The sequence below is a fragment of the Idiomarina sp. X4 genome, from assembly GCF_002808045.1.
Lineage (GTDB): Bacteria > Pseudomonadota > Gammaproteobacteria > Enterobacterales > Alteromonadaceae > Idiomarina.
The window spans coordinates 1,530,196-1,550,875 of sequence record NZ_CP025000.1 but is presented as its reverse complement, the minus strand read 5'-3'; the positions used below and the strand labels follow the sequence as shown (position 1 = coordinate 1,550,875).

Annotated in this window: 15 protein-coding genes, 2 tRNA genes and 3 rRNA genes; 7 read left to right on the top strand and 13 right to left on the bottom strand. The window is 47.1% G+C overall.

Features of this window, described 5'->3' with window-relative positions:
- Positions 1–18: 18 nt before the first annotated feature.
- From CWC33_RS07420 to CWC33_RS07400, 5 genes are all read left to right on the top strand, one after another.
- Positions 19–1,002, top strand: a complete 984-nt coding sequence (locus tag CWC33_RS07420) for a class 1 fructose-bisphosphatase (protein WP_088767417.1) — start codon at positions 19–21, stop codon at positions 1,000–1,002.
- An 83-nt stretch (positions 1,003–1,085) separates the two neighbouring features.
- Positions 1,086–1,616, top strand: a complete 531-nt coding sequence (gene ppa, locus CWC33_RS07415; protein WP_088767416.1) for an inorganic diphosphatase — start codon at positions 1,086–1,088, stop codon at positions 1,614–1,616.
- A 26-nt stretch (positions 1,617–1,642) separates the two neighbouring features.
- Positions 1,643–2,341, top strand: a complete 699-nt coding sequence (locus tag CWC33_RS07410) for an ABC transporter ATP-binding protein (RefSeq protein WP_100691422.1) — start codon at positions 1,643–1,645, stop codon at positions 2,339–2,341.
- The gene (locus tag CWC33_RS07405) at positions 2,338–3,570 is read left to right on the top strand and encodes an ABC transporter permease (protein WP_100691421.1); all 1,233 of its coding nucleotides are present in this window, start codon (positions 2,338–2,340) and stop codon (positions 3,568–3,570) included. Before CWC33_RS07410 ends, CWC33_RS07405 begins: the two co-directional genes overlap by 4 nt.
- A complete protein-coding gene (locus tag CWC33_RS07400) occupies positions 3,567–4,037 on the top strand; it encodes a DUF3299 domain-containing protein (protein WP_088767413.1) in 471 nt (156 codons plus the stop codon). Before CWC33_RS07405 ends, CWC33_RS07400 begins: the two co-directional genes overlap by 4 nt.
- On the opposite strand, the gene CWC33_RS07395 is transcribed toward CWC33_RS07400, so the two are convergent.
- The 10 genes from CWC33_RS07395 to CWC33_RS07350 form a co-directional block, all read right to left on the bottom strand.
- Positions 4,003–6,243: a GGDEF/EAL domain-containing response regulator gene (locus CWC33_RS07395; protein ID WP_100691420.1), complete on the bottom strand. Its 2,241-nt coding sequence runs from the start codon at positions 6,241–6,243 to the stop codon at positions 4,003–4,005. The two genes, CWC33_RS07400 and CWC33_RS07395, sit on opposite strands and share 35 nt — an antisense overlap.
- Positions 6,244–6,331: 88 nt before the next feature.
- A complete protein-coding gene (locus CWC33_RS07390; RefSeq protein WP_100691419.1) occupies positions 6,332–7,021 on the bottom strand; it encodes a TIGR04219 family outer membrane beta-barrel protein in 690 nt (229 codons plus the stop codon).
- A gap of 21 nt (positions 7,022–7,042) precedes the next feature.
- Positions 7,043–7,456 carry a copper chaperone PCu(A)C gene (locus CWC33_RS07385; RefSeq protein WP_157803483.1) on the bottom strand — a complete coding sequence of 138 codons (414 nt, stop codon included), beginning with the start codon at positions 7,454–7,456 and terminating at the stop codon, positions 7,043–7,045.
- 44 nt (positions 7,457–7,500) lie between these two features.
- Positions 7,501–7,818, bottom strand: a complete 318-nt coding sequence (locus CWC33_RS07380; protein ID WP_100691417.1) for a hypothetical protein — start codon at positions 7,816–7,818, stop codon at positions 7,501–7,503.
- 157 nt (positions 7,819–7,975) lie between these two features.
- Positions 7,976–10,405 (bottom strand): TonB-dependent receptor plug domain-containing protein, encoded by a 2,430-nt coding sequence (locus CWC33_RS07375; RefSeq protein ID WP_100691416.1) that lies wholly within the window; start codon positions 10,403–10,405, stop codon positions 7,976–7,978.
- A 196-nt stretch (positions 10,406–10,601) separates the two neighbouring features.
- Positions 10,602–10,717: ribosomal RNA gene (gene rrf / locus CWC33_RS07370) — 5S ribosomal RNA — on the bottom strand.
- Positions 10,718–10,825: 108 nt separating this feature from the next.
- Positions 10,826–13,709: ribosomal RNA gene (locus CWC33_RS07365) — 23S ribosomal RNA — on the bottom strand.
- A 220-nt stretch (positions 13,710–13,929) separates the two neighbouring features.
- Positions 13,930–14,005 (bottom strand) — tRNA-Ala (locus CWC33_RS07360).
- A gap of 127 nt (positions 14,006–14,132) precedes the next feature.
- A tRNA-Ile gene (locus CWC33_RS07355) sits at positions 14,133–14,209 on the bottom strand.
- Positions 14,210–14,329: 120 nt separating this feature from the next.
- A 16S ribosomal RNA gene (locus CWC33_RS07350) occupies positions 14,330–15,871 on the bottom strand.
- The 16S, 23S and 5S rRNA genes sit together here with 2 tRNA genes alongside, the layout of an rRNA operon.
- A 477-nt stretch (positions 15,872–16,348) precedes the next feature.
- On the opposite strand from CWC33_RS07350, the gene trmA reads away from it, so the two are divergent.
- Positions 16,349–17,452: a tRNA (uridine(54)-C5)-methyltransferase TrmA gene (gene trmA / locus CWC33_RS07345; protein ID WP_100691415.1), complete on the top strand. Its 1,104-nt coding sequence runs from the start codon at positions 16,349–16,351 to the stop codon at positions 17,450–17,452.
- Positions 17,453–17,454: 2 nt separating this feature from the next.
- On the opposite strand, the gene CWC33_RS07340 is transcribed toward trmA, so the two are convergent.
- The 3 genes from CWC33_RS07340 to efp all read right to left on the bottom strand — a co-directional run bounded on the left by CWC33_RS07340 (position 17,455) and on the right by efp (position 19,542).
- Positions 17,455–17,850, bottom strand: coding sequence for a MerC domain-containing protein (locus CWC33_RS07340; RefSeq protein ID WP_100691414.1), 396 nt, complete (start codon positions 17,848–17,850; stop codon positions 17,455–17,457).
- Positions 17,851–17,991: 141 nt separating this feature from the next.
- Positions 17,992–18,963 (bottom strand): EF-P lysine aminoacylase EpmA, encoded by a 972-nt coding sequence (epmA, locus tag CWC33_RS07335; RefSeq protein ID WP_100691413.1) that lies wholly within the window; start codon positions 18,961–18,963, stop codon positions 17,992–17,994.
- Between the two features lie 9 nt (positions 18,964–18,972).
- A complete protein-coding gene (gene efp / locus CWC33_RS07330; protein ID WP_100691412.1) occupies positions 18,973–19,542 on the bottom strand; it encodes an elongation factor P in 570 nt (189 codons plus the stop codon).
- A gap of 106 nt (positions 19,543–19,648) precedes the next feature.
- On the opposite strand from efp, the gene epmB reads away from it, so the two are divergent.
- A complete protein-coding gene (gene epmB / locus CWC33_RS07325; RefSeq protein ID WP_100691411.1) occupies positions 19,649–20,671 on the top strand; it encodes an EF-P beta-lysylation protein EpmB in 1,023 nt (340 codons plus the stop codon).
- The last annotated feature ends 9 nt before the right edge of the window (positions 20,672–20,680 follow it).

Sequence of the window (20,680 nt, the reverse complement as noted above, 5' to 3'; positions counted from 1 at the left end):
TAAGCTGCAGGAACTGTTATGAAACGCTTATTGCCTACACTGAGAGCCGACCAAACCAGCGAGTCACTGATATCCGTTATTAACACCATTCAAATTGCAGCCAAGGAAATTTCGTTCCGACTTCATCAGGGCGCGCTAGCCGGCGTACTAGGCTCAACGCTGGATGAAAATATTCAGGGCGAAACTCAGAAAAAGCTCGATGTGGTTGCCAACCAACTGCTGAAAAGCCTATTGCTGGAATCACCCAATGTTCATGCAGTCGCCTCTGAAGAAGAAGACTCCGTTGTCGACAGCCCGAATTCCGGCCATTACTTAGTAGCGTTTGATCCACTCGATGGAAGCTCTAATATCGATATTAACGGCGGCGTAGGCACCATCTTTTCGATACTAAGAAAGCCGGAAGGTGAAGAAACCAGCGAGTCGATGTTCCTGCAACCGGGTAAAGCTCAAGTTGCCGCAGGTTATGTATTATATGGTCCAGCTACCATGATGGTGCTAACCACCGGTAAATCGGTACGGATTTACACATTAGACCAAACTGTTGGCGAGTTTTTGTTAACCCAAGAAAAAGCAGAAATTCCAAAAGACACGACAGAGTTTGCAATCAACATGTCGAACCGCCGCCACTGGGCGGATCCAATTAAAGCCTATATCAACGACTTACTCGAAGGCAAAGAAGGGCCTCGCGGCAAGAACTTTAATATGCGTTGGAACGCAGCCATGGTGTCTGACGTACACCGAGTGCTTTCTCGTGGCGGATTGTTTACTTACCCGTGGGACGCTCGCAAACCTAAGAAGCCATTCAAGCTTCGCTTAATGTACGAAGCTGCCCCCATGGCAATGTTGGTTGAAAAAGCCGGGGGCAAAGCTTCCGACGGCTACCAACGTATTCTGGATATTGTGCCTGAGCACATTCACCAACGCGTTGCCGTGGTACTAGGTTCAGCAAACGAAGTGGACGCTTGTTTGAAGTACCATAAGCAATACCCAAAACCTTATTAGACCTTTAGCGATATTGCACGATAAAGCCGAACCGCTATAATCGCGCAATCGGTATCACTTTTACATTGAGAACAGGAAGTATTATGAGCTTAGGAAACGTACCAGCAGGCAAAAACCTGCCAGAAGAAGTTAACGTTATTATCGAGATTCCGGCAAACGCTGATCCAATTAAATATGAAGTCGACAAAGACACTGGTGCGCTGGTTGTTGACCGTTTCATGGCAACGCCAATGTTCTACCCAGCTAACTATGGCTTCGTTAATGAAACCTTGTCACTTGACGGCGACCCGGTTGACGTTTTAGTACCAACTCCTTACCCACTTCAAGCGGGTTGTGTGATCAAGTGCCGTCCAGTTGGCGTATTAAAAATGACCGACGAATCTGGTGAAGATGCAAAAGTTATCGCCGTTCCTGTCAGCAAGTTGACCAAAGAATATGACCATATTAATGATGTGAACGACTTGCCTGAGCTCTTGAAAGCACAAATTACTCACTTCTTCGAGCGCTACAAAGAGCTAGAAAAAGGCAAGTGGGTTAAAGTTGATGGTTGGGAAGACGCAGCGTCCGCTAAAGAAGAAATTAAAACGTCATTTGAGCGCGCTCAAAAGTCGTAAACTCTTAACGTAAGAAGGCAGTATGTATGACCGCCGTTTCTGTTCATGATTTAAGCTTCGCCTGGAAGCGCAATGAATCAGCCACATTAGAAATACCACAGTGGCAAGTACAGAACGGCGATACGCTGCTTTTACGCGGCCCCAGCGGTAGCGGGAAGTCCACTCTGTTATCGCTGCTGGCCGGTATTAATACTCCGCAAAAAGGTGAGTTGAGCCTGTTCGACACACCGCTTTCTAAGCTTTCCGGGCGCCAGAGAGATCGGTTTCGGGCCGATAACATCGGCTACATCTTTCAGCAGTTTAATCTGCTCCCGTATTTATCCGCACTGGACAATGCACTGTTAGCCTGTCAGTTTTCTAAGGTTCGTAAAGAGCGAATTGCGAAAACCGGTGACACGCAGGAGAACTCAGCTCACGGTATGCTGAAACGTTTGGGGTTGAGCGAGCGCCAAATTCAACAACCTGCACACTCACTGAGTGTTGGTCAGCAGCAACGTGTTGCTGCCGCTCGGGCATTACTTGGGGCGCCGCCACTGTTAATTGCCGACGAACCGACATCAGCACTCGACGCTGAGCACCGTGACACCTTTATTCAATTATTACTGGAGCTGTCAGCTAAAAACGACACAACGGTAATTTTTGTCACCCACGACGCAGCCTTATCGCGCTACTTTAACTCGCACGTCGAATTGAGTGACCTCAATAAAGCGGGGGCTGTCGTATGATGAAGTTGGCGATTAAAAGTTTGCTAAACCGCCGTGCGAGCGTTCTACTCACTATTGTTGCTATTGCCGTCAGCGTCACCTTACTACTGGCTGTCGAGCGCACCCGAGAACAGGTACAAACCAACTTCGCCAATACGGTATCAGGGACTGACTTAATTATTGGCGCCAGAACCAGTCAAATACAGCTCTTGCTGTCGTCTGTTTTCCATATTGGCAGTATGACCAATAATATGAGTTGGGATGCCTTTGAAGATATTCGCTCGCGCCCGGAAATAAAATGGGCGGTACCCATTTCTTTAGGCGACAGCGTCGGTGGTTTACCCGTTGTTGCCACCACAGAAGACTACTTTCAGCACTTTAAATACGGTAATAAGCAATCACTAGCTTTTGCGGATGGCAACGCTTTCCACAACGCCAAACAAGTCGTATTAGGCGCTGAAGCCGCCGCTAAATTAAAGAAGAAAGTGGGTGATAACATCACCATAGCGCATGGCAGTGGTGGCATTAGCTTTAGTGAGCATGACGAACATCCACTTACCGTGGTAGGTATCTTAGAGCTTACGGGAACCCCCGTTGACCAAACTGTTTTAACCAGCTTGACGAGCCTTGAAGTTCTTCATGGCGGCGGCAGCCATGAAGAACATGACCATGGCGACCATCATGCTCACCCTCCGGCGGAAAGCATTAGCGCCGCATTACTGGGGCTCAAAGCCAAACCGTTAGCGTTGCGACTTCAGCGGCAAATTAACACCTACAAACCAGAGCCCTTAACGGCACTACTGCCCGGTATGACACTGCAGGAGCTCTGGAAAACTCTGCGTATATTCGAGCAAGCACTGACTGTTATTTCCTCGATGGTCGTGCTTATTGGGTTACTGGGTATGCTGACGATTATGCTTGCCAGTTTACGTGAACGCCGCCGCGAAATGGCGGTCTTACGAGCGGTAGGGGCAGGCCCCGGTACTGTTTTCGGGCTACTTGTCAGTGAGGCACTGCTATTGACAGTAGTTGGTGCAGCAAGCGGACTGGCCTTGTTGTACTTTTTAGAATGGTCCCTTGCTGGCCTCATTCAATCGCAAACCGGTATCGTACTGAGCTTCTCATGGCCAACAGTGGCTGAGTGGTGGCGTTTAGGGCTCGTGGTAGCTACTGGTTTTGTGTTAAGTTTAATTCCAGCCTGGCGGGCCTATCGCCAGTCTTTAGCAGACGGACTTACGGTGAAAGTATGAAGCAGTTATTAGCATTAGTGTTTTTAGTCGTTGCAATGCCGACGTTTGCAGCGGAAAAAATCGGCTGGAAAGACTTGATTCCTGAAGGGTTCACCCCCCCTCCGGTTAAACCTCAATCTTACTATGATGCAAACCCCGAAGAAGACAGGCAAACGAACCTGGACGCACCGGTGGTTGAGTCGTTGGACGGCAAAAAAGTGCGCATACCGGGTTATGTTGTTCAACTGGAAGGCAATGCCGACAACGTCACGGAGTTTTTATTAGTGCCGTACTTTGGTGCCTGTATCCACGTTCCCCCACCGCCCCCAAATCAAATTATTCACGTTGAATACGAAGAGGGTGTTCCTTACGAGAACACTTATGATGCCGTATGGATTGAAGGAACCATTAAGGTAGAGCGCAAAGAAGGTGACTTAGCCGTTGTCGGTTACACTATGAACGCTGACTCTGTCGAAGTGTACCAGTAAGTTCTTTCTGTTCCTTTAGCAGCTTAATTAGCTCACTTGCAGGCATGGGCTTGGCGAAATAAAAGCCTTGCCCTTCGCTGCAGTTCAAACCAATAAAGTAATCACGCTGTTCCGGCTCTTCGATACCCTCAGCCAAAATCTCTAACCCCAACCGATGTGCCATATCGACAATGGTTTCAATAATAATTTGACCACTCTTGTGCGCAGAGTTGTTCACAAAGGTTTTATCAATTTTTATACGGTTAAGTGGGAGTTTCTGCAAATAGCTCAGTGAAGAAAAGCCGACACCGAAGTCATCAATAGCCACTTTAACTCCCTGAAGTTTTAGTCGCTTAAGAATGTCTGCTACTAATTCAGGCTCTTCCATTAGAATACTTTCTGTAATTTCAAGCTCAACTCGTTCCGGCGATATACCAGACTGTTCGATTTGCTTTTCAACCAATTCCGGAAAGTCCCGCTTTCTAAATTGGGGTACCGATACATTAATCGCAATACGCAGATTAGGGAGACCCTGTTCGTCAAATGTTTGAATTTGTCGGCAAGACTCTTCAATAACCCAAGATCCAATATCAACAATGAGGCCTGAATATTCCGCTAATGGAATGAATTCGGCGGGCGAAATAAAGCTACCATCGCTCTGTGGCCAGCGCAGTAACGCCTCCACACCAATAATACGTTCGCTCTCCAGTTCAACTTGCGGCTGATACCACACCTCAAGTTTTCTATCTGCAAAGTCAGAGCGCAGCTTTCTGACAAGCTCCAGGCGCCGCTGCGTCTCCTGCTCCATCACCGGCTCATAAAAGTCGAAACGCTCGAATGAGTGAGTTTTGGCACTTTTTAAAGCGATATAGACTTGCTTGAGGAGACCTTTACCATTCACTTGTTCTGTATTTTCAGCTGACGTGAAACCACAAGTCACTTGTAACGGTATGTAATGTTCACCAGCCCTAAAGGGTAGAATAAACAATTGACTAAGATTGTCAGGCGTAACGATACTCTTCGGACCAGTAATGCCAAAAACGTCCGCCGAAATTCTGGAGACGAACACGTTATTACCAAGCTGCTCAGTGAGCCTGAGCGCAACGGAGCGCAGCAGTAAGTTACCAATATCTTGACCCAATCCGTCATTAACGTCTGAAAAATGGTCTATATCCAGAACCGCTATGGCGGTTTCCTGACATGGCTTCTCAGAAATACTCTGCAACTGTCGAGTAAATTCCGCCCTATTTGGGATACCCGTTAACGGATCAAGATAAGCGGCGGTGCGGAGTTCTTCGAATAAGTTCGCATTCTCAAAGCCCACAGCTATATTGGCTAAAAACACCTCCAACAGTTCCTGGTCATACTCTGCCACCGTTCGGTCAGTCTCAATGTAAGCAGCAGCCTGATGCTCTTGCCCATCAATAAAAAATACCGTCGCATGTTCCTTCTGAATATGGCGTTTTTCATTCAAACATTGCCGTACGGCGCTTTCTATTTCTTCTGAATTAAGCGTCGATAAGCTTTTATGAATACTATTAGCAAAGTGGCCGGCAGCACCAAGCACTAAAATTTCGTTGTCTTTATGAGGTGCTCGTGCGCCTACGATACCTTCAGCATTAAGACCTAGTAATGAGGCGATTTGCGTGACGACACCTTCTGAGAAGTTAACTATGGAGTGCCGCTCCATCAAGTTCGAAGCAGAATGAATGATTTTTCTTAAGCCCCGACGGTTTTCATTAATGGTCTTTAATTGCTGGTAAGAACGCACAGCAGAAAATACAGTGGTTAATAAGCGGCTACGAGTCAATTCGGTTTTGGTTTTATAGTCATTAATGTCATACGCTTTGACAACATTTTCTTCAGGAGCATACCCGGGCTGCCCCGTTCGCAGAACGATGCGTATTTCATCATTACCGAGCTTTTCACGAATGTCTTGTGCGACTCTTAAGCCAGCATCGTCCGTTTCCATGACCACATCGAGGAGAATCATAGCAACATCATCGTGCTCACTTAGGCGATCAAGTGCTTCACTGCCACTATAGGCATGCAAAAACTGGAGGGGCTTCTCAGAAATAACGACATCGGCGAGTGCCATTTTTGTAACAGCATGAATCTCCTGATCATCGTCGACAATCAGGATTTTCCAAAAACCTTTTGGCTTATCTACCTTGATCTCTTCATCATCGTCATGAAGGAACAGCGGCTCATCAGTGGTACTGCTCATTCGCCTTCCGCTTAAATCGTTACAAACATCTAACAATTTAGCTTATAAAGTTGTACAACTGCAAGCGAATAAGCAGCATTCGTTTTCTTTAGAAGTGAACTTCCAGGCCAACAAATGGACCTTTGAAGGTTACATCAGAATAGATATCATCAACATCGTCTAACTCAATGACTGAGTGGCGGTAGCCTGCATGTAAGTTCAAGTCCACTGCCAAGTTCTCAACCAATCGATATTCAACACCGATTTGAGCATCCTGCACTTTTGAGTCTTTGACACTTAACGCACTCACTTCCGCAAACATCGTCAGCTCGGTCATGGGTATGCCCACGCGAGTCGCTAAATAGGCCGTTGGCACCGTCACCGAAAAGTCTTGTCGACCAAAAGTCGTACTCACGGGTGTACGAACTGTGCCGTCAAAGTCCATTGCGTTGATGCCCGCATCGAAAGAAATAATGTCATTATCGAAAAACTCGTAATAGAAAATGTAGTCTCGATGACTAAAGTCATTACGTCCGTAGCCACCATCAAATTCACGCGAATTTTCTCGAATTTTTACATTCGGAATTAATGGAACAGGATGCTCTAACGCGGCGTAGTAGCTTGTTTGTCCTTTGTCTTCAAAGCCCGGAGTAAAAATTTCCGAGCCAACTCCGTACTCACCACTGGCATCGGTGTCCCAGTATTGCCCGCCAACATACAGACCTAAAACAGTGTCTGCGCTCGCAAGCGCCGGAGTCAGTGCCAAAGCGGCTGCGACCATAATACTTTTCTTGTACATGTTCATCCTTAATACAACGTTTTATTTAACACGAATGGAAATTTGCTGGGTTTCACCATTGGTAAAGTGTAATTGCAAATCAAACGATTGCCCACTTTTCAGCGGTGACGAGAGTCCAAATAACATGAAGTGATAGCTTCCGGGTTCAAAGGTTATTTGTTCATTTGGAGGTAATTCAAGCGCCTTTACCTGTTGCATCGACATCATTCCATCGGTCATCACATGAGTATGGACTTCTATTTTGTCTGCAACGGAACCGCTCACGCCCTTTATAATGAGGGCTTTTTGAGACGGGTTGGCTAACTTGCCGTAAGCGGCTCCATTCTCCGCTCCGGGTATGCTTTCTCGCGCCCATCCTTCGGAAAAAGTAACGACATCGGCGTATACCGTCGATGTCATTAATAGTGTAAAGATACCAGCCAGTAATGTACGCATTGTCATTCCAGTAATCAGCTTATAATGCGCTATCTTACACTTAATTAAGGAGCCCTAGAAACCCTCGGTTTGCGAAACACTAAGTAAAGAACGAAAAGACAGAGTAAAAGTGGCCAGAAAAAGCTAATTCCACTTAGCACCAGTGCTATAAACGCTGCGCAGAAGCCAAGTAGCGTGCTCCCGAATATCGTCGTCACTATGAAGAAAATGCCACCGACGACCAGTAACCAAACAATTAGTGACACCGACAGCTCAACTGCAGCCCCTAAGATAGAAGCAGTTAAGGCAACAATCTCATCCCCAAACAATAGAAAAGCGATAACTGCAATTACAATGATCCAAACAGTTTTCTTGTCTGACATAATCTTATCCACACCTATGAAATCATTTTAATAGTATTGCTTTCATAAACCATGCCAATGAGTAACTCTCTGTTTTTAAAGTTATTTTGGAAAAAAGATGTTGACGGAAATAAAAAAACCGCCAAATAATGGCGGTTTTTACTAAGTTTTCGATAATTTAGAACTTGTACTCAACTTCGGAATAGAAGTAAGCGCCGTTGAATCCAATAGGCGAGTTTGTATTAGGATACTTAAATATCGTATCAAACACACTTTCTACCGGTTGTTCTTCTGGATACTCACTAAACACGTTCTGGCCACCAACGATTAAGCTGAGGTCATCAGAAAATGCGTATTTCACTGAAATGTCAGTCACCCAATTGGGTCCATAAGTATCATTGGCTTCTTCGGCAGTCTCTCCTGTGTCGTAATCACCAATAATGTAAGTTCCAAAGTAATTAAAACGTACGTCTGTTTTCCAGTTTCCTAATGAATGAGTAAAGCCCAACGAGCCACTATGATCTGGTGTTGAATCGGTCATACGGATTTTTTCGTCATAATCGAATAATACCGACTCAAGCCCATCAAAAAGTGGCGGCAAATTAACTGACTCTATTTCCGTGTTATTAAAGCCATAAGCAAGTTGTGCTTTTAGCTCACCAAAGTCATTTAAGCTAAATGTCTTGCTCGCAACAATATCCAAGCCTTCTGTTTTTGTATCAACTGCATTGATAAAAAATCGGGCATTTTCTGCGGACACCGTGCTTAGCGCATCGGCCACAGCCGGCGAGTCACCCGGAAACACTTGGTTTGATAAAATAATGCGGTCATCAATATTGATTCGGAAATAGTCTAATGTAATGGCCAAACCGTCATAACCATTCCAGACAATACCTGCACTGATACTGTCAGATTCTTCTGGTTCAAGATCAGGGATATTCAAAGCCTCTGTAACCGGACTCAGAGAGTTAAAGGTTCCAGAGCGTTGCAGAACTGTCTCGCCATCAACATCAACAGCCAGAGTCGAGATGTTGGTGAAATAAAGTTGTTGGGCACTGGGTGCTCTAAAACCGGTATTAACCGCGCCACGTACCGCTATTCTGTCCGTAATGTCGTAGCGTCCCGATACCTTCCAGCTCGTATTGTCACCAAAGTCTGAATAGTCTTCATAGCGTACCGCTGCGCCCCACATAAAGTCTGTAGTTAGCTGGTTTTCGGTTTCGAAGTACACGCCAACATTGTCACGGCTTTGGTTAACTTCCGCGTCAGGCCTAAAGCCTGTGTAGCCCTGACTCCCGGCAGGACGATCCTCGTAACCACCGTTAATATAAGAAGCCTCTTCACCAGCTTCAATTTGGTAAGTATTGTCGCGGTAGCTCACACCAAACGCAATCGATAAATCAGAATTGTTCACAAACGGGACAAAACGCTGAGCATCGAATGTGATATTCGATTCTTCGTTCGTCAGAGTTCCCGCATCGAACGAGGTTGGAGTTACGTCAGGCCCCAGAGATGCATTCAATGAGTTCTCAACATTATATTGGAACTCACTAACACCATAACCACCACTAAAATCTAAAATCCATTCACCCAAGTACCACTCATAACCGGCGTACATAGAGTAGTCTTTAACATCAGGTGCTAGAATAGGCAGAAACCCGTCAGGGTAGATTTCAGTCAACGTGTTACTTTGAATCGCTCTTCTGTAAAAAGCCCCGGACTCAGATTTACGGTCACTCATGCCGCCAAAAGCATAAATCCTACCGTCGCCCAAAGTCATATCGAAGTTAGCAAATAAAGAGGCGTTCTCGTATTCAGCTTGGCCAATATGAAAACTTTGTCTATCAAAGGTCTCTTCTCGGGGATCTGGGTCACCGTTTTCAAGCAATGGATACTGTTGCCGAGTATCTGGACCTGCTCTATTGGTACGGTTTTTATGTTGAAGTTCTCCAGACAACGTTAACGCACCGTCTTCGCCCACCGAAAAGCCAGTACTAGCCGATGCGCGCCATTGTTCACCATCACCTTTATGTGTTTGGCCAAGCTGAAAGCTCGCACTACCACCTTCTGAATTGTCTTTCAATACAACGTTAATCACACCAGCAATAGCATCTGAGCCGTAAAGTGCAGCAGCGCCATCTCTTAAGACCTCAATGCGTTTTATGGCCGACATTGGTATAGCGTTAAGGTCAACGTTTGAGCTACCTCGCCCCGTTGTCCCATTTAAGTGGACTAAAGCAGAACTGTGACGCCGTTTGCCGTTGATAAGGACGAGCGTATGATCAGGCGATAAACCTCTTAGTGAGGCTGGTCTAACAGCGTCACTACCATCCGTAATAGAAGATGATGGGAAGTTAAAACTTGGTACAGCATATTGAAGTGCTTTTGCTGTATCGGTCATTCCTGTGGCAGCTAGATCTTCTCCGCTAATAATGTCGACTGGCGCAGAACCATCAGTCGCTGTTCTCATCGATAAACGAGAACCTACAACCTGAATAACCTCTTCAACCTCTGCACTGTCATTTGTATCAGCATTTTGTGCTAATGCTACTGGAGCGACAAGAAAACTACTAGCCAAAGCTAGTGTTATAGGATTTATACGTTTCATACTGCTGTTCTCCCCATTTATATGTCATTTTAATATAGCAGTTAAAACGTAATTTGGTTCAGTCCTGTTAGCGATGACATATGAACATTTGTTATAAGTAGTCTAAGGTTATTGCATCAGGTGTGATGGGAGTCCCACCCAGGAGACGGGCATAAAAAAAGCCCCCAGCGTCAGCTGAGGGCTTCTTAGATTTGAAGTCTGGCGGTGTCCTACTCTCGCATGGGGAGACCCCACACTACCATCGGCGCTGGTGTGTTTCACTTCTGAGTTCGGGATGGATTCAGGTGGTGCCACACCGCTATGGCCGCCAGACATAAACTGTCACAACATAAAAAACTGATTGCCTAATAAACGCCACTCTCTTGCCGTACAGCAGAGTCGCTCGCTTGTGCGTAACGTCTCAAACATCTTCGGTGTTGTATGGTTAAGTCTCACGGGCAATTAGTACGGGTTAGCTCAACGCATTACTACGCTTCCACACCCCGCCTATCAACGTCGTAGTCTTCAACGACCCTTCAGAGCACTCTAAGTGCTAGTGAGAGCTTATCTCGAGGCTCGCTTCCCGCTTAGATGCTTTCAGCGGTTATCGATTCCGAACATAGCTACCGGGCAGTGCCACTGGCGTGACAACCCGAACACCAGAGGTTCGTCCACTCCGGTCCTCTCGTACTAGGAGCAGCTCCTCTCAACTCTCAAACGCCCACGGCAGATAGGGACCGAACTGTCTCACGACGTTCTAAACCCAGCTCGCGTACCACTTTAAATGGCGAACAGCCATACCCTTGGGACCGACTTCAGCCCCAGGATGTGATGAGCCGACATCGAGGTGCCAAACACCGCCGTCGATATGAACTCTTGGGCGGTATCAGCCTGTTATCCCCGGAGTACCTTTTATCCGTTGAGCGATGGCCCTTCCATTCAGAACCACCGGATCACTATGACCTACTTTCGTATCTGCTCGACGTGTCTGTCTCGCAGTTAAGCTGGCTTCTGCCATTGCACTAACCGTACGATGTCCGACCGTACTTAGCCAACCTTCGTGCTCCTCCGTTACTCTTTGGGAGGAGACCGCCCCAGTCAAACTACCCACCAGGCACTGTCCACAACCCCGATTAGGGGCCTATGTTAGAACATCAAACATACAAGGGTGGTATTTCAAGGATGGCTCCACACCAACTAGCGCCAGTGCTTCTAAGCCTCCCACCTATCCTACACATGTAGGTTCAATGTTCAGTGCCAAGCTGTAGTAAAGGTTCACGGGGTCTTTCCGTCTAGCCGCGGGTACACAGCATCTTCACTGCGATTTCAATTTCACTGAGTCTCGGGTGGAGACAGCGTGGCCATGGTTACACCATTCGTGCAGGTCGGAACTTACCCGACAAGGAATTTCGCTACCTTAGGACCGTTATAGTTACGGCCGCCGTTTACCGGGGCTTCGATCAAGAGCTTCGCCTAAGCTAACCCCATCAATTAACCTTCCGGCACCGGGCAGGTGTCACACCCTATACGTCCTCTTTCGAGTTAGCAGAGTGCTGTGTTTTTAATAAACAGTCCCAGCCACCTGGTCACTGCGACCGCCAGCAGCTTATGACGCGAAGTCAATCACCACCAGCGGCGTACCTTCTCCCGAAGTTACGGTACTATTTTGCCTAGTTCCTTCACCCGAGTTCTCTCAAGCGCCTTAGTATTCTCTACCTGACCACCTGTGTCGGTTTCGGGTACGGTCGATGTTCATCTGAAGCTTAGAGGCTTTTCCCGGAAGCAGGGCACCAGCAACTTCACACCCGTAGGTGCTCGTCTCGTGTCTCAGCCTTAGCGACCCGGATTTGCCTAAGTCACCAGCCTACGCACTTTCACGCGGACAACCAACGCCGCGCTTGCCTAGCCTTCTCCGTCCCCCCATCGCAATGAACATCGGTACAGGAATATTAACCTGTTTCCCATCGACTACGCGTTTCCGCCTCGCCTTAGGGGCCGACTTACCCTACCCTGATTAGCATGGGATAGGAAACCTTGGTCTTCCGGCGTGCGGGTTTTTCACCCGCATTATCGTTACTCATGTCAGCATTCGCACTTCTGATACGTCCAGCAAACCTCTCGATTCACCTTCATCCGCTTACAGAACGCTCCCCTACCCAGTAGTAAACTACTGCCGCAGCTTCGGTGTATGGCTTAGCCCCGTTACATCTTCCGCGCAGGCCGACTCGACTAGTGAGCTATTACGCTTTCTTTAAAGGGTGGCTGCTTCTAAGCCAACCTCCTAGCTGTCTGTGCCTTCCCACATCGTTTCCCACTGAGCCATAACTTTGGGACCTTAGCTGGCGGTCTGGGTTGTTTCCCTCTCCACGACGGACGTTAGCACCCGCCGTGTGTCTCCCGGATAGTACTCATTGGTATTCGGAGTTTGCATGGGGTTGGTAAGTCGGGATGACCCCCTAGCCCAAACAGTGCTCTACCCCCAATGGTATTCGTCCGAGGCTCTACCTAAATAGATTTCGGGGAGAACCAGCTATCTCCGGGCTTGATTAGCCTTTCACTCCTAGCCACAAGTCATCCCCTAATTTTTCAACATTAGTGGGTTCGGTCCTCCAATTGATGTTACTCAATCTTCAACCTGCTCATGGTTAGATCGCCCGGTTTCGGGTCTATACCTTGCAACTCAACGCCCAGTTAAGACTCGGTTTCCCTACGGCTACCCTATGCGGTTAACCTTGCTACAAAATATAAGTCGCTGACCCATTATACAAAAGGTACGCAGTCACGGAACAAGTCCGCTCCTACTGCTTGTACGTACACGGTTTCAGGTTCTGTTTCACTCCCCTCGCCGGGGTTCTTTTCGCCTTTCCCTCACGGTACTGGTTCACTATCGGTCAGTTGGGAGTATTTAGCCTTGGAGGATGGTCCCCCCATATTCAGTCAAGATAACACGTGTCCCGACCTACTCGTTTTCACTTTTCATGCACCTTCACATACCGGGCTATCACCGTCTATGGCTCTGCTTCCCAACAGATTCTGTTAGCACATGTAAAGCTTAAGGGCTGCTTCCCGTTCGCTCGCCGCTACTAGGGAAATCTCGGTTGATTTCTTTTCCTCCGGGTACTTAGATGTTTCAGTTCTCCGGGTTCGCCTCCTGGCACCTATTTTATTCAGTGCCGGATACTGAGCAAGCTCAGTGGGTTGCCCCATTCGGAAATCCATGACTCAAGTGGCTCTTACTGCCTCGTCATGGCTTATCGCAAGTTAGTACGTCCTTCATCGCCTCCAACTGCCTAGGCATCCACCGTGTACGCTTAGTCACTTAACCATACAACCCGAAGGTGTCTGGACTACATGACCAAGATTGTTTGTTCTCGCTGTACACAAGTTCGATACGCCTCTACCTTACGGTTTGTTCAAGTAGAGTGGCATTTCTTACTTTATTTACAATCAGCTTTCCATGTTGTTAAAGAGCGTGTAACACTAAGTTACCGGTAAATGCTCTTAATCAAGAGCACTTAACGCTAACGGTTACTTTAGAGAAGAAGTGGTGGAGCCAAGCGGGATCGAACCGCTGACCTCCTGCGTGCAAGGCAGGCGCTCTCCCAGCTGAGCTATGGCCCCACAGACCGACGGTCTGTCGGCATGTCCGACACACCCCGATAAGGGTATTTCAAGCTGTGACAAGGCCGCAAGGAGGACGCATACACCAGTATGCGACGACGCAGCAACGCAGTTCACAGCGCAGAAATGGTGGGTCTGGGCAGACTTGAACTGCCGACCTCACCCTTATCAGGGGTGCGCTCTAACCAGCTGAGCTACAGACCCAGTTTCTTCTCTTTCAATATCAAGCCTGCAAACTGTGTGAGCACTTACTCACATGGATGTGAGGTATGCAAAAAATGCAGGACGCAATTTTTTGCCTACTCAAAAGTTAGCGCAATAATGTAAGGAGGTGATCCAGCCGCAGGTTCCCCTACGGCTACCTTGTTACGACTTCACCCCAGTCATGAACCACACCGTGGTGATCGTTCTCCCGAAGGTTAAACTAACCACTTCTGGTGCAGCCCACTCCCATGGTGTGACGGGCGGTGTGTACAAGGCCCGGGAACGTATTCACCGTGGCATTCTGATCCACGATTACTAGCGATTCCGACTTCATGGAGTCGAGTTGCAGACTCCAATCCGGACTACGACGCGCTTTATGAGATTCGCTTACCCTCGCAGGTTCGCTGCCCTTTGTACGCGCCATTGTAGCACGTGTGTAGCCCATCCCGTAAGGGCCATGATGACTTGACGTCGTCCCCACCTTCCTCCGGTTTATCACCGGCAGTCTCCCCAGAGTTCCCGGCCGAACCGCTGGCAACTAAGGATAAGGGTTGCGCTCGTTGCGGGACTTAACCCAACATCTCACAACACGAGCTGACGACAGCCATGCAGCACCTGTCTCAGTGTTCCCGAAGGCACTAATCCATCTCTGGAAAATTCACTGGATGTCAAGGGATGGTAAGGTTCTTCGCGTTGCATCGAATTAAACCACATGCTCCACCGCTTGTGCGGGCCCCCGTCAATTCATTTGAGTTTTAACCTTGCGGCCGTACTCCCCAGGCGGTCAACTTAGTGCGTTAGCTGCGTTACTCACGTCTTAATGACACGAACAACTAGTTGACATCGTTTACGGCGTGGACTACCAGGGTATCTAATCCTGTTTGCTCCCCACGCTTTCGTACCTCAGCGTCAGTCTCTGACCAGGTGGCCGCCTTCGCCACCGGTATTCCTTCCAATATCTACGCATTTCACCGCTACACTGGAAATTCTACCACCCTCTTCAGGACTCTAGCGTGCCAGTTCTAAATGCTATTCCCAGGTTGAGCCCGGGGCTTTCACATCTAGCTTAACACACCGCCTACGTACGCTTTACGCCCAGTAATTCCGATTAACGCTTGCACCCTCCGTATTACCGCGGCTGCTGGCACGGAGTTAGCCGGTGCTTCTTCTGTGGCTAACGTCAACTGTAATCGCTATTAACGATTACCCTTTCCTCACCACTGAAAGTGCTTTACAACCCGAAGGCCTTCTTCACACACGCGGCATGGCTGCATCAGGGTTGCCCCCATTGTGCAATATTCCCCACTGCTGCCTCCCGTAGGAGTCTGGGCCGTGTCTCAGTCCCAGTGTGGCTGATCATCCTCTCAGAACAGCTAGGGATCGTCGCCTTGGTGAGCCTTTACCTCACCAACTAGCTAATCCCGCTTGGGCTCATCTTTAGGTGTGAGGCCCGAAGGTCCCCCACTTTGGTCCGTAGACATTATGCGGTATTAGCCACCGTTTCCAGTGGTTGTCCCCCGCCTAAAGGCAAATTCCCAAGTATTACTCACCCGTCCGCCGCTCGTCAGCAGAGAAGCAAGCTTCTCTCTGTTACCGCTCGACTTGCATGTGTTAGGCCTGCCGCCAGCGTTCAATCTGAGCCATGATCAAACTCTTCAATTAAAAGTAGTTCAATCAACTCAATGAATTACGCGTTTTGCTACTTAGTAGCTGAACACTCATTCAAAAGTTGCAATACATATTTCTGTTTTGCGTAACTTCTGCAAGTGCCCACACAGTTTGCTTGGCTTGATAGTATTGTTAAAGAGCGTTTCTCAGCAGCCTTGGCTGCGAGAGGTGCGTATTCTACACACCGTGTGTTTTCCGTCAATACTTTTTTGAAAAAAGATTTTTTAGAAAACTTAGGTTTTCGGCGGCTTCGTTGCCTGCCTCGAACGTGGAGCGCATTTTAGAGGTTTAACTCTCACCGTCAAGCGCTTTTTATGCCTTTTTAACTGTTTCTATCTCAACCGTTCAGTATTCGTTCAAATGTGATCGGGCGTTAACATTTTATGCGTTAAATCTGAGCAAAATTTGGTAGTTAATAGTTTCGGTGCGTAAAATAGAGGAATAAACGAAACTTACGCAACAGCGGATACTATGACGTACAAAAAGATTGATACAGCAAACTACCCAGAGCAGTTCCGAAGCAAAGAAGAAAGCTTAATAAAGAAGTTGTCGAAATTTGGGGTACAACAACTGGATACTTTCGAGTCCCCCCAAAAGCACTACCGTATGCGTGCTGAGTTTCGTGTTTGGCATGAGGGCGATGATCTTTATTACATCATGTTCAACCCGGAAACGCGGGAAAAAATCCGTATGGACGAATTTTTACCGGGTAGCGAGTTAATTAATCGCTTAATGAAACAACTAATAGAAAAGCTAAAACCTAATCCAGTACTCAGGAACAAGCTTTTTCAAGTCGATTTTCTTACGACAACAACGAATCAAGCTGTTATCTCTTTGCTTTATCATCGCGCCCTGGATGACGAATGGGAAAAGGAAGCCACAACTTTACGTGAAGAGTTTAAAGAGTTGGCAGACATTAATATTATTGGTCGTGCTCGAAAGCAAAAACGGGTTTTGTTTGACGACAGTGTTGTCGAGCATATCCACGTCGGAAATAAAACCTACCAATCGATTCAAACCGAAAATAGCTTTACCCAGCCCAATGCAAAAATTAACGAAGCGATGATTGGTTGGGTCAAACAGCATATCGGGCAAAATGATCATGACTTATTGGAGCTGTACTGCGGTAACGGCAACTTCACCCTACCTTTAGCAGAAAACTTCCAGCGAGTTTTAGCTACAGAAATTAGTAAAAGCTCGGTGGCGTCAGCTCGGAAAAGCGCTGAGCTGAATAACATTGAAAATGTCACCGTTGTTCGTATGTCTGCTGAAGAATTTACTGAGGCGTTAAATGGTGAGCGAACATCTCGTCGCGCGGATGAGGCTGATATTAAAAGCTTTAATTGCGAGACCGTGTTGGTTGACCCGCCTCGCGCTGGGCTTGATGCTGAAACACTGAAAATGGTGTCGGCTTATTCCAGAATTATCTACATTTCCTGCAACCCGGATACGTTAGCAGAGAACTTAGATTATTTAACGGAAACTCATGAGATTACTGCCGCCGCTATGTTTGATCAATTTCCATATACTGATCATGTAGAAACGGGAGTCGTACTTAAGGCTAAAGCTGACTAGCTTTACAAAGGTTGCTGAGAGGAAGTAAAAGCCAACTTTTTAATAAGGCGTAAGTTTGAAACGTGAGCGTATACGATCAAGCCTGCGCCAAATAGAATAATGACGGGTTCGCCCCAATGACCAAGCACGTCTCGCTGTGAGTAAATAGCAGCCCCCAAGAGTAACAGCGGCAATAAATTCCAGTTACCGTGCTTGCGTGCTCCACTCACCAATGACCAAAGTCCGATAAAGACGCTCAGTCCAAGGATTGAGTTTTCTAACGCATCCTCACCGATAAAGGCTAAGCCCGCCATTGCGAGTAATGGCAGAATAAGAGGCAGCAGCAAGCAGTGGATAGCACATAATGTAGTAATCCAAATTCCTGCTTTATCTAAGTTTTTGGGCGTATTGGCCTGCATAAAACGTTCTGCCTTACTCTTTCTTACTGAATGAGTTTATTGAACTCATCACCTAACTGACGTGTTATATTATAACATACGCGTTCATTATCCAAGACAGATCATCTAAATTTTGATTTAAGACAGAATTGTTGGTGGGTTTTAGGCGTTATTAATAGTGAAAGGAAGCACTTCGCTAATGTGCTGAGCGCCAGATTTTATCATTAGCAGCCTATCGAAACCTAAAGCAACGCCTGCACAGTCCGGTAAACCAGATTCTAAAGCGGCGATTAGTCGATCGTCTGCGGCCATTTGCGACTGCGCTCTTACACGTCTTTTTTGGTTATCGTCTTGAAAACGCTTTTTCTGATCAACGGCATCGGTCAGTTCATGATAACCGTTGGCAAGCTCGACACCTTGATAATAAACCTCAAACCGTTTTGCGACCCGTGTATCGAACTCATCTACTCTAGCCAATGCTGCTTGCTCTACAGGGAAGTGTGTCACACACTGTGGCGTGTTCTTAGGAAAGGTTGGCTCAATACATTCAGAGAACGCGACTTGCAATATCGTCGATGCATCCGTTTCTTTTTGCATCCAATCAGTAAGACTAGGCAACTCTGCTAAATGTTGTCTTATACTCTCTATACCCTCTGGTGTAAGCGGGTCTAGCTTCAAGACATTCAGGAAGCATTCCTGATATGTTCGTTTAACTAAGGGGAGAGCACCACAGGTTTCTGATAGCAGCTCAGATACTTCGTCAATAAGCGCCGTATCGTCATAACCCACCCGATACCACTCAAGCAACGTAAATTCAGGATTGTGGAAGCGCCCAACTTCATCATCACGAACAACATGGCTGAGCTGATAAATATCTTGCTGGTAAGCGGCAATAATTCGTTTCATTGCAAACTCAGGGGAAGTTTGCAAATACAGTGTGTGTGAACCGGATGGAAGAGACTGGCTAAACTCAGTAGACAGGTTTTTTAGATGAATGTCGCTAACACCATACTGGGAAAGCAAATGAGTATCGACTTCAGTCACACCCCGCTTTTCGAAAAACTGGCGCACCGACTTAAACAGCTCAGCCCGCTGTTGCAGCATGCTCCAACTTGCGTCAGGGCGCCAGCTCATTATTTCAACTTACTTCTGAACGCGTGAGACGTATTCGCCAGAGCGAGTGTCCACTTTTATCACTTCACCAATTTGTACGAAAAGTGGCACTCGAACAACGGCCCCCGTACTCAAGGTTGCCGGTTTACCACCGGTTCCTGCAGTATCACCTTTCAAACCTGGGTCGGTCTCGGTAACTTCTAATTCAACAAAGTTTGGCGGCTGCACACTGATAGGGTTACCCTCCCAAAGAATAAGCGTGCACACATCTTGCTCTACGAGCCATTTTTCTGAGTCGCCAACCGCTTTAGCGTCAGCAGCAACTTGCTCGAAAGTTTCATTGTTCATGAAGTGCCAGAACTCGCCGTCATTGTATAAATAAGACAATTCAAGTTCGATAACATCAGCACCTTCAACCGACTCGCCCGATTTAAAGGTTTTTTCTACTACTTTTCCGCTAATTAACTTACGGATTTTCACACGGTTAAACGCTTGGCCTTTACCAGGCTTAACCATTTCATTTTCGACGATCGAACACGGCTCACCGTCTTGCATGATTTTTAAACCGCCTTTGAATTCACTTGTGCTGTAATTTGCCATAACGACATTTTCCTTGCTTAAGCCATCATTATTTGCGCGCAATAATAAAACAAAATGAGTTTATTTTCAGGTAAAATACGCACTTTATTGAGCGTAGGGAGGTCACATGGGCGAAAATGCAGTATCGATCAGTCCAAGAGCCGACTGGCTATACGAATTAAAAAAGTCATATACTCGTCCCGAAGACTTGCTTTCCGCCTTGCAGCTTAACGCCAGTACTTACGCCAACGACATAAAAGCTCGACAATTGTTTTCTATGCGGGTACCACGCCCGTTCGTGCGACAAATGAAAGTCGGCGACCCTCATGACCCGTTGCTTCGCCAAGTGCTTCCTCTCGCAGAGGAATTTACCGTCGAACCTGGGTTTAGCAAAGATCCGCTAGACGAGCAGACCTCACCTGCTAATGGGTTACTGCACAAGTACCACGGGCGTGTTTTACTCATTTTACAAGGTGGGTGTGCCGTTAACTGTCGCTATTGTTTTCGCCGTCATTTCCCGTATGACGAATTAACCATTAGCCAACGCCAAATCGATGAAACCTTAGACTACATAAAACAAAATCCGGACGTTAACGAAGTTATTCTCAGCGGCGGCGACCCACTAATGGCTAAGGATGAGCGGTTGCAAAAGCTCGTGCATGAGCTGGAAGCTCTGCCTCAGCTAACCAGACTGCGTATTCACAGTCGATTGCCGGTCGTTATTCCGTCCAGACTAACGAATGAATTATTAACTGCTTTTACCCAAAGCCGCTTGCAAGTCGTGTTAGTCATACATGCAAATCACGCAAATGAGATTTCTGGCGAGTTGGCCGCCAATTTAAAAAATTGGCATAACGCCGGCATACATCTGCTGAACCAAAGCGTTTTGCTAAGAGGGGTTAATGACAGTACAGATGCACTTTGTCATTTGAGCGAAACGCTGTTCAGCGCAAACGTGTTACCCTACTATCTGCACCAGCTCGACAAAGTTGAGGGCGCCAGTCATTTTGAAGTGAATGACAATGAAGCTCAGCAACTTTGGTTAGGCATGACACAAAAGTTACCTGGCTTTTTAGTTCCTAAGCTCGTTCGGGAACAAGCCAATAAACCCAGTAAAACAGCCATAATGCCCGATGGCTTAACAACATAATGAAGGATG

Excerpts from the sequence above, each read along its gene's own strand:
- CWC33_RS07420 (WP_088767417.1), top strand. The coding sequence starts at position 19 with ATGAAACGCTTATTGCCTACACTGAGAGCCGACCAAACCAGCGAGTCA.
- ppa (WP_088767416.1), top strand. The coding sequence starts at position 1,086 with ATGAGCTTAGGAAACGTACCAGCAGGCAAAAACCTGCCAGAAGAAGTT.
- CWC33_RS07410 (WP_100691422.1), top strand. The coding sequence starts at position 1,643 with ATGACCGCCGTTTCTGTTCATGATTTAAGCTTCGCCTGGAAGCGCAAT.
- CWC33_RS07405 (WP_100691421.1), top strand. The coding sequence starts at position 2,338 with ATGATGAAGTTGGCGATTAAAAGTTTGCTAAACCGCCGTGCGAGCGTT.
- CWC33_RS07400 (WP_088767413.1), top strand. The coding sequence starts at position 3,567 with ATGAAGCAGTTATTAGCATTAGTGTTTTTAGTCGTTGCAATGCCGACG.
- CWC33_RS07395 (WP_100691420.1), bottom strand. The coding sequence starts at position 6,243 with ATGAGCAGTACCACTGATGAGCCGCTGTTCCTTCATGACGATGATGAA.
- CWC33_RS07390 (WP_100691419.1), bottom strand. The coding sequence starts at position 7,021 with ATGTACAAGAAAAGTATTATGGTCGCAGCCGCTTTGGCACTGACTCCG.
- CWC33_RS07385 (WP_157803483.1), bottom strand. The coding sequence starts at position 7,456 with ATGCGTACATTACTGGCTGGTATCTTTACACTATTAATGACATCGACG.
- CWC33_RS07380 (WP_100691417.1), bottom strand. The coding sequence starts at position 7,818 with ATGTCAGACAAGAAAACTGTTTGGATCATTGTAATTGCAGTTATCGCT.
- CWC33_RS07375 (WP_100691416.1), bottom strand. The coding sequence starts at position 10,405 with ATGAAACGTATAAATCCTATAACACTAGCTTTGGCTAGTAGTTTTCTT.
- trmA (WP_100691415.1), top strand. The coding sequence starts at position 16,349 with ATGACGTACAAAAAGATTGATACAGCAAACTACCCAGAGCAGTTCCGA.
- CWC33_RS07340 (WP_100691414.1), bottom strand. The coding sequence starts at position 17,850 with ATGCAGGCCAATACGCCCAAAAACTTAGATAAAGCAGGAATTTGGATT.
- epmA (WP_100691413.1), bottom strand. The coding sequence starts at position 18,963 with ATGAGCTGGCGCCCTGACGCAAGTTGGAGCATGCTGCAACAGCGGGCT.
- efp (WP_100691412.1), bottom strand. The coding sequence starts at position 19,542 with ATGGCAAATTACAGCACAAGTGAATTCAAAGGCGGTTTAAAAATCATG.
- epmB (WP_100691411.1), top strand. The coding sequence starts at position 19,649 with ATGGGCGAAAATGCAGTATCGATCAGTCCAAGAGCCGACTGGCTATAC.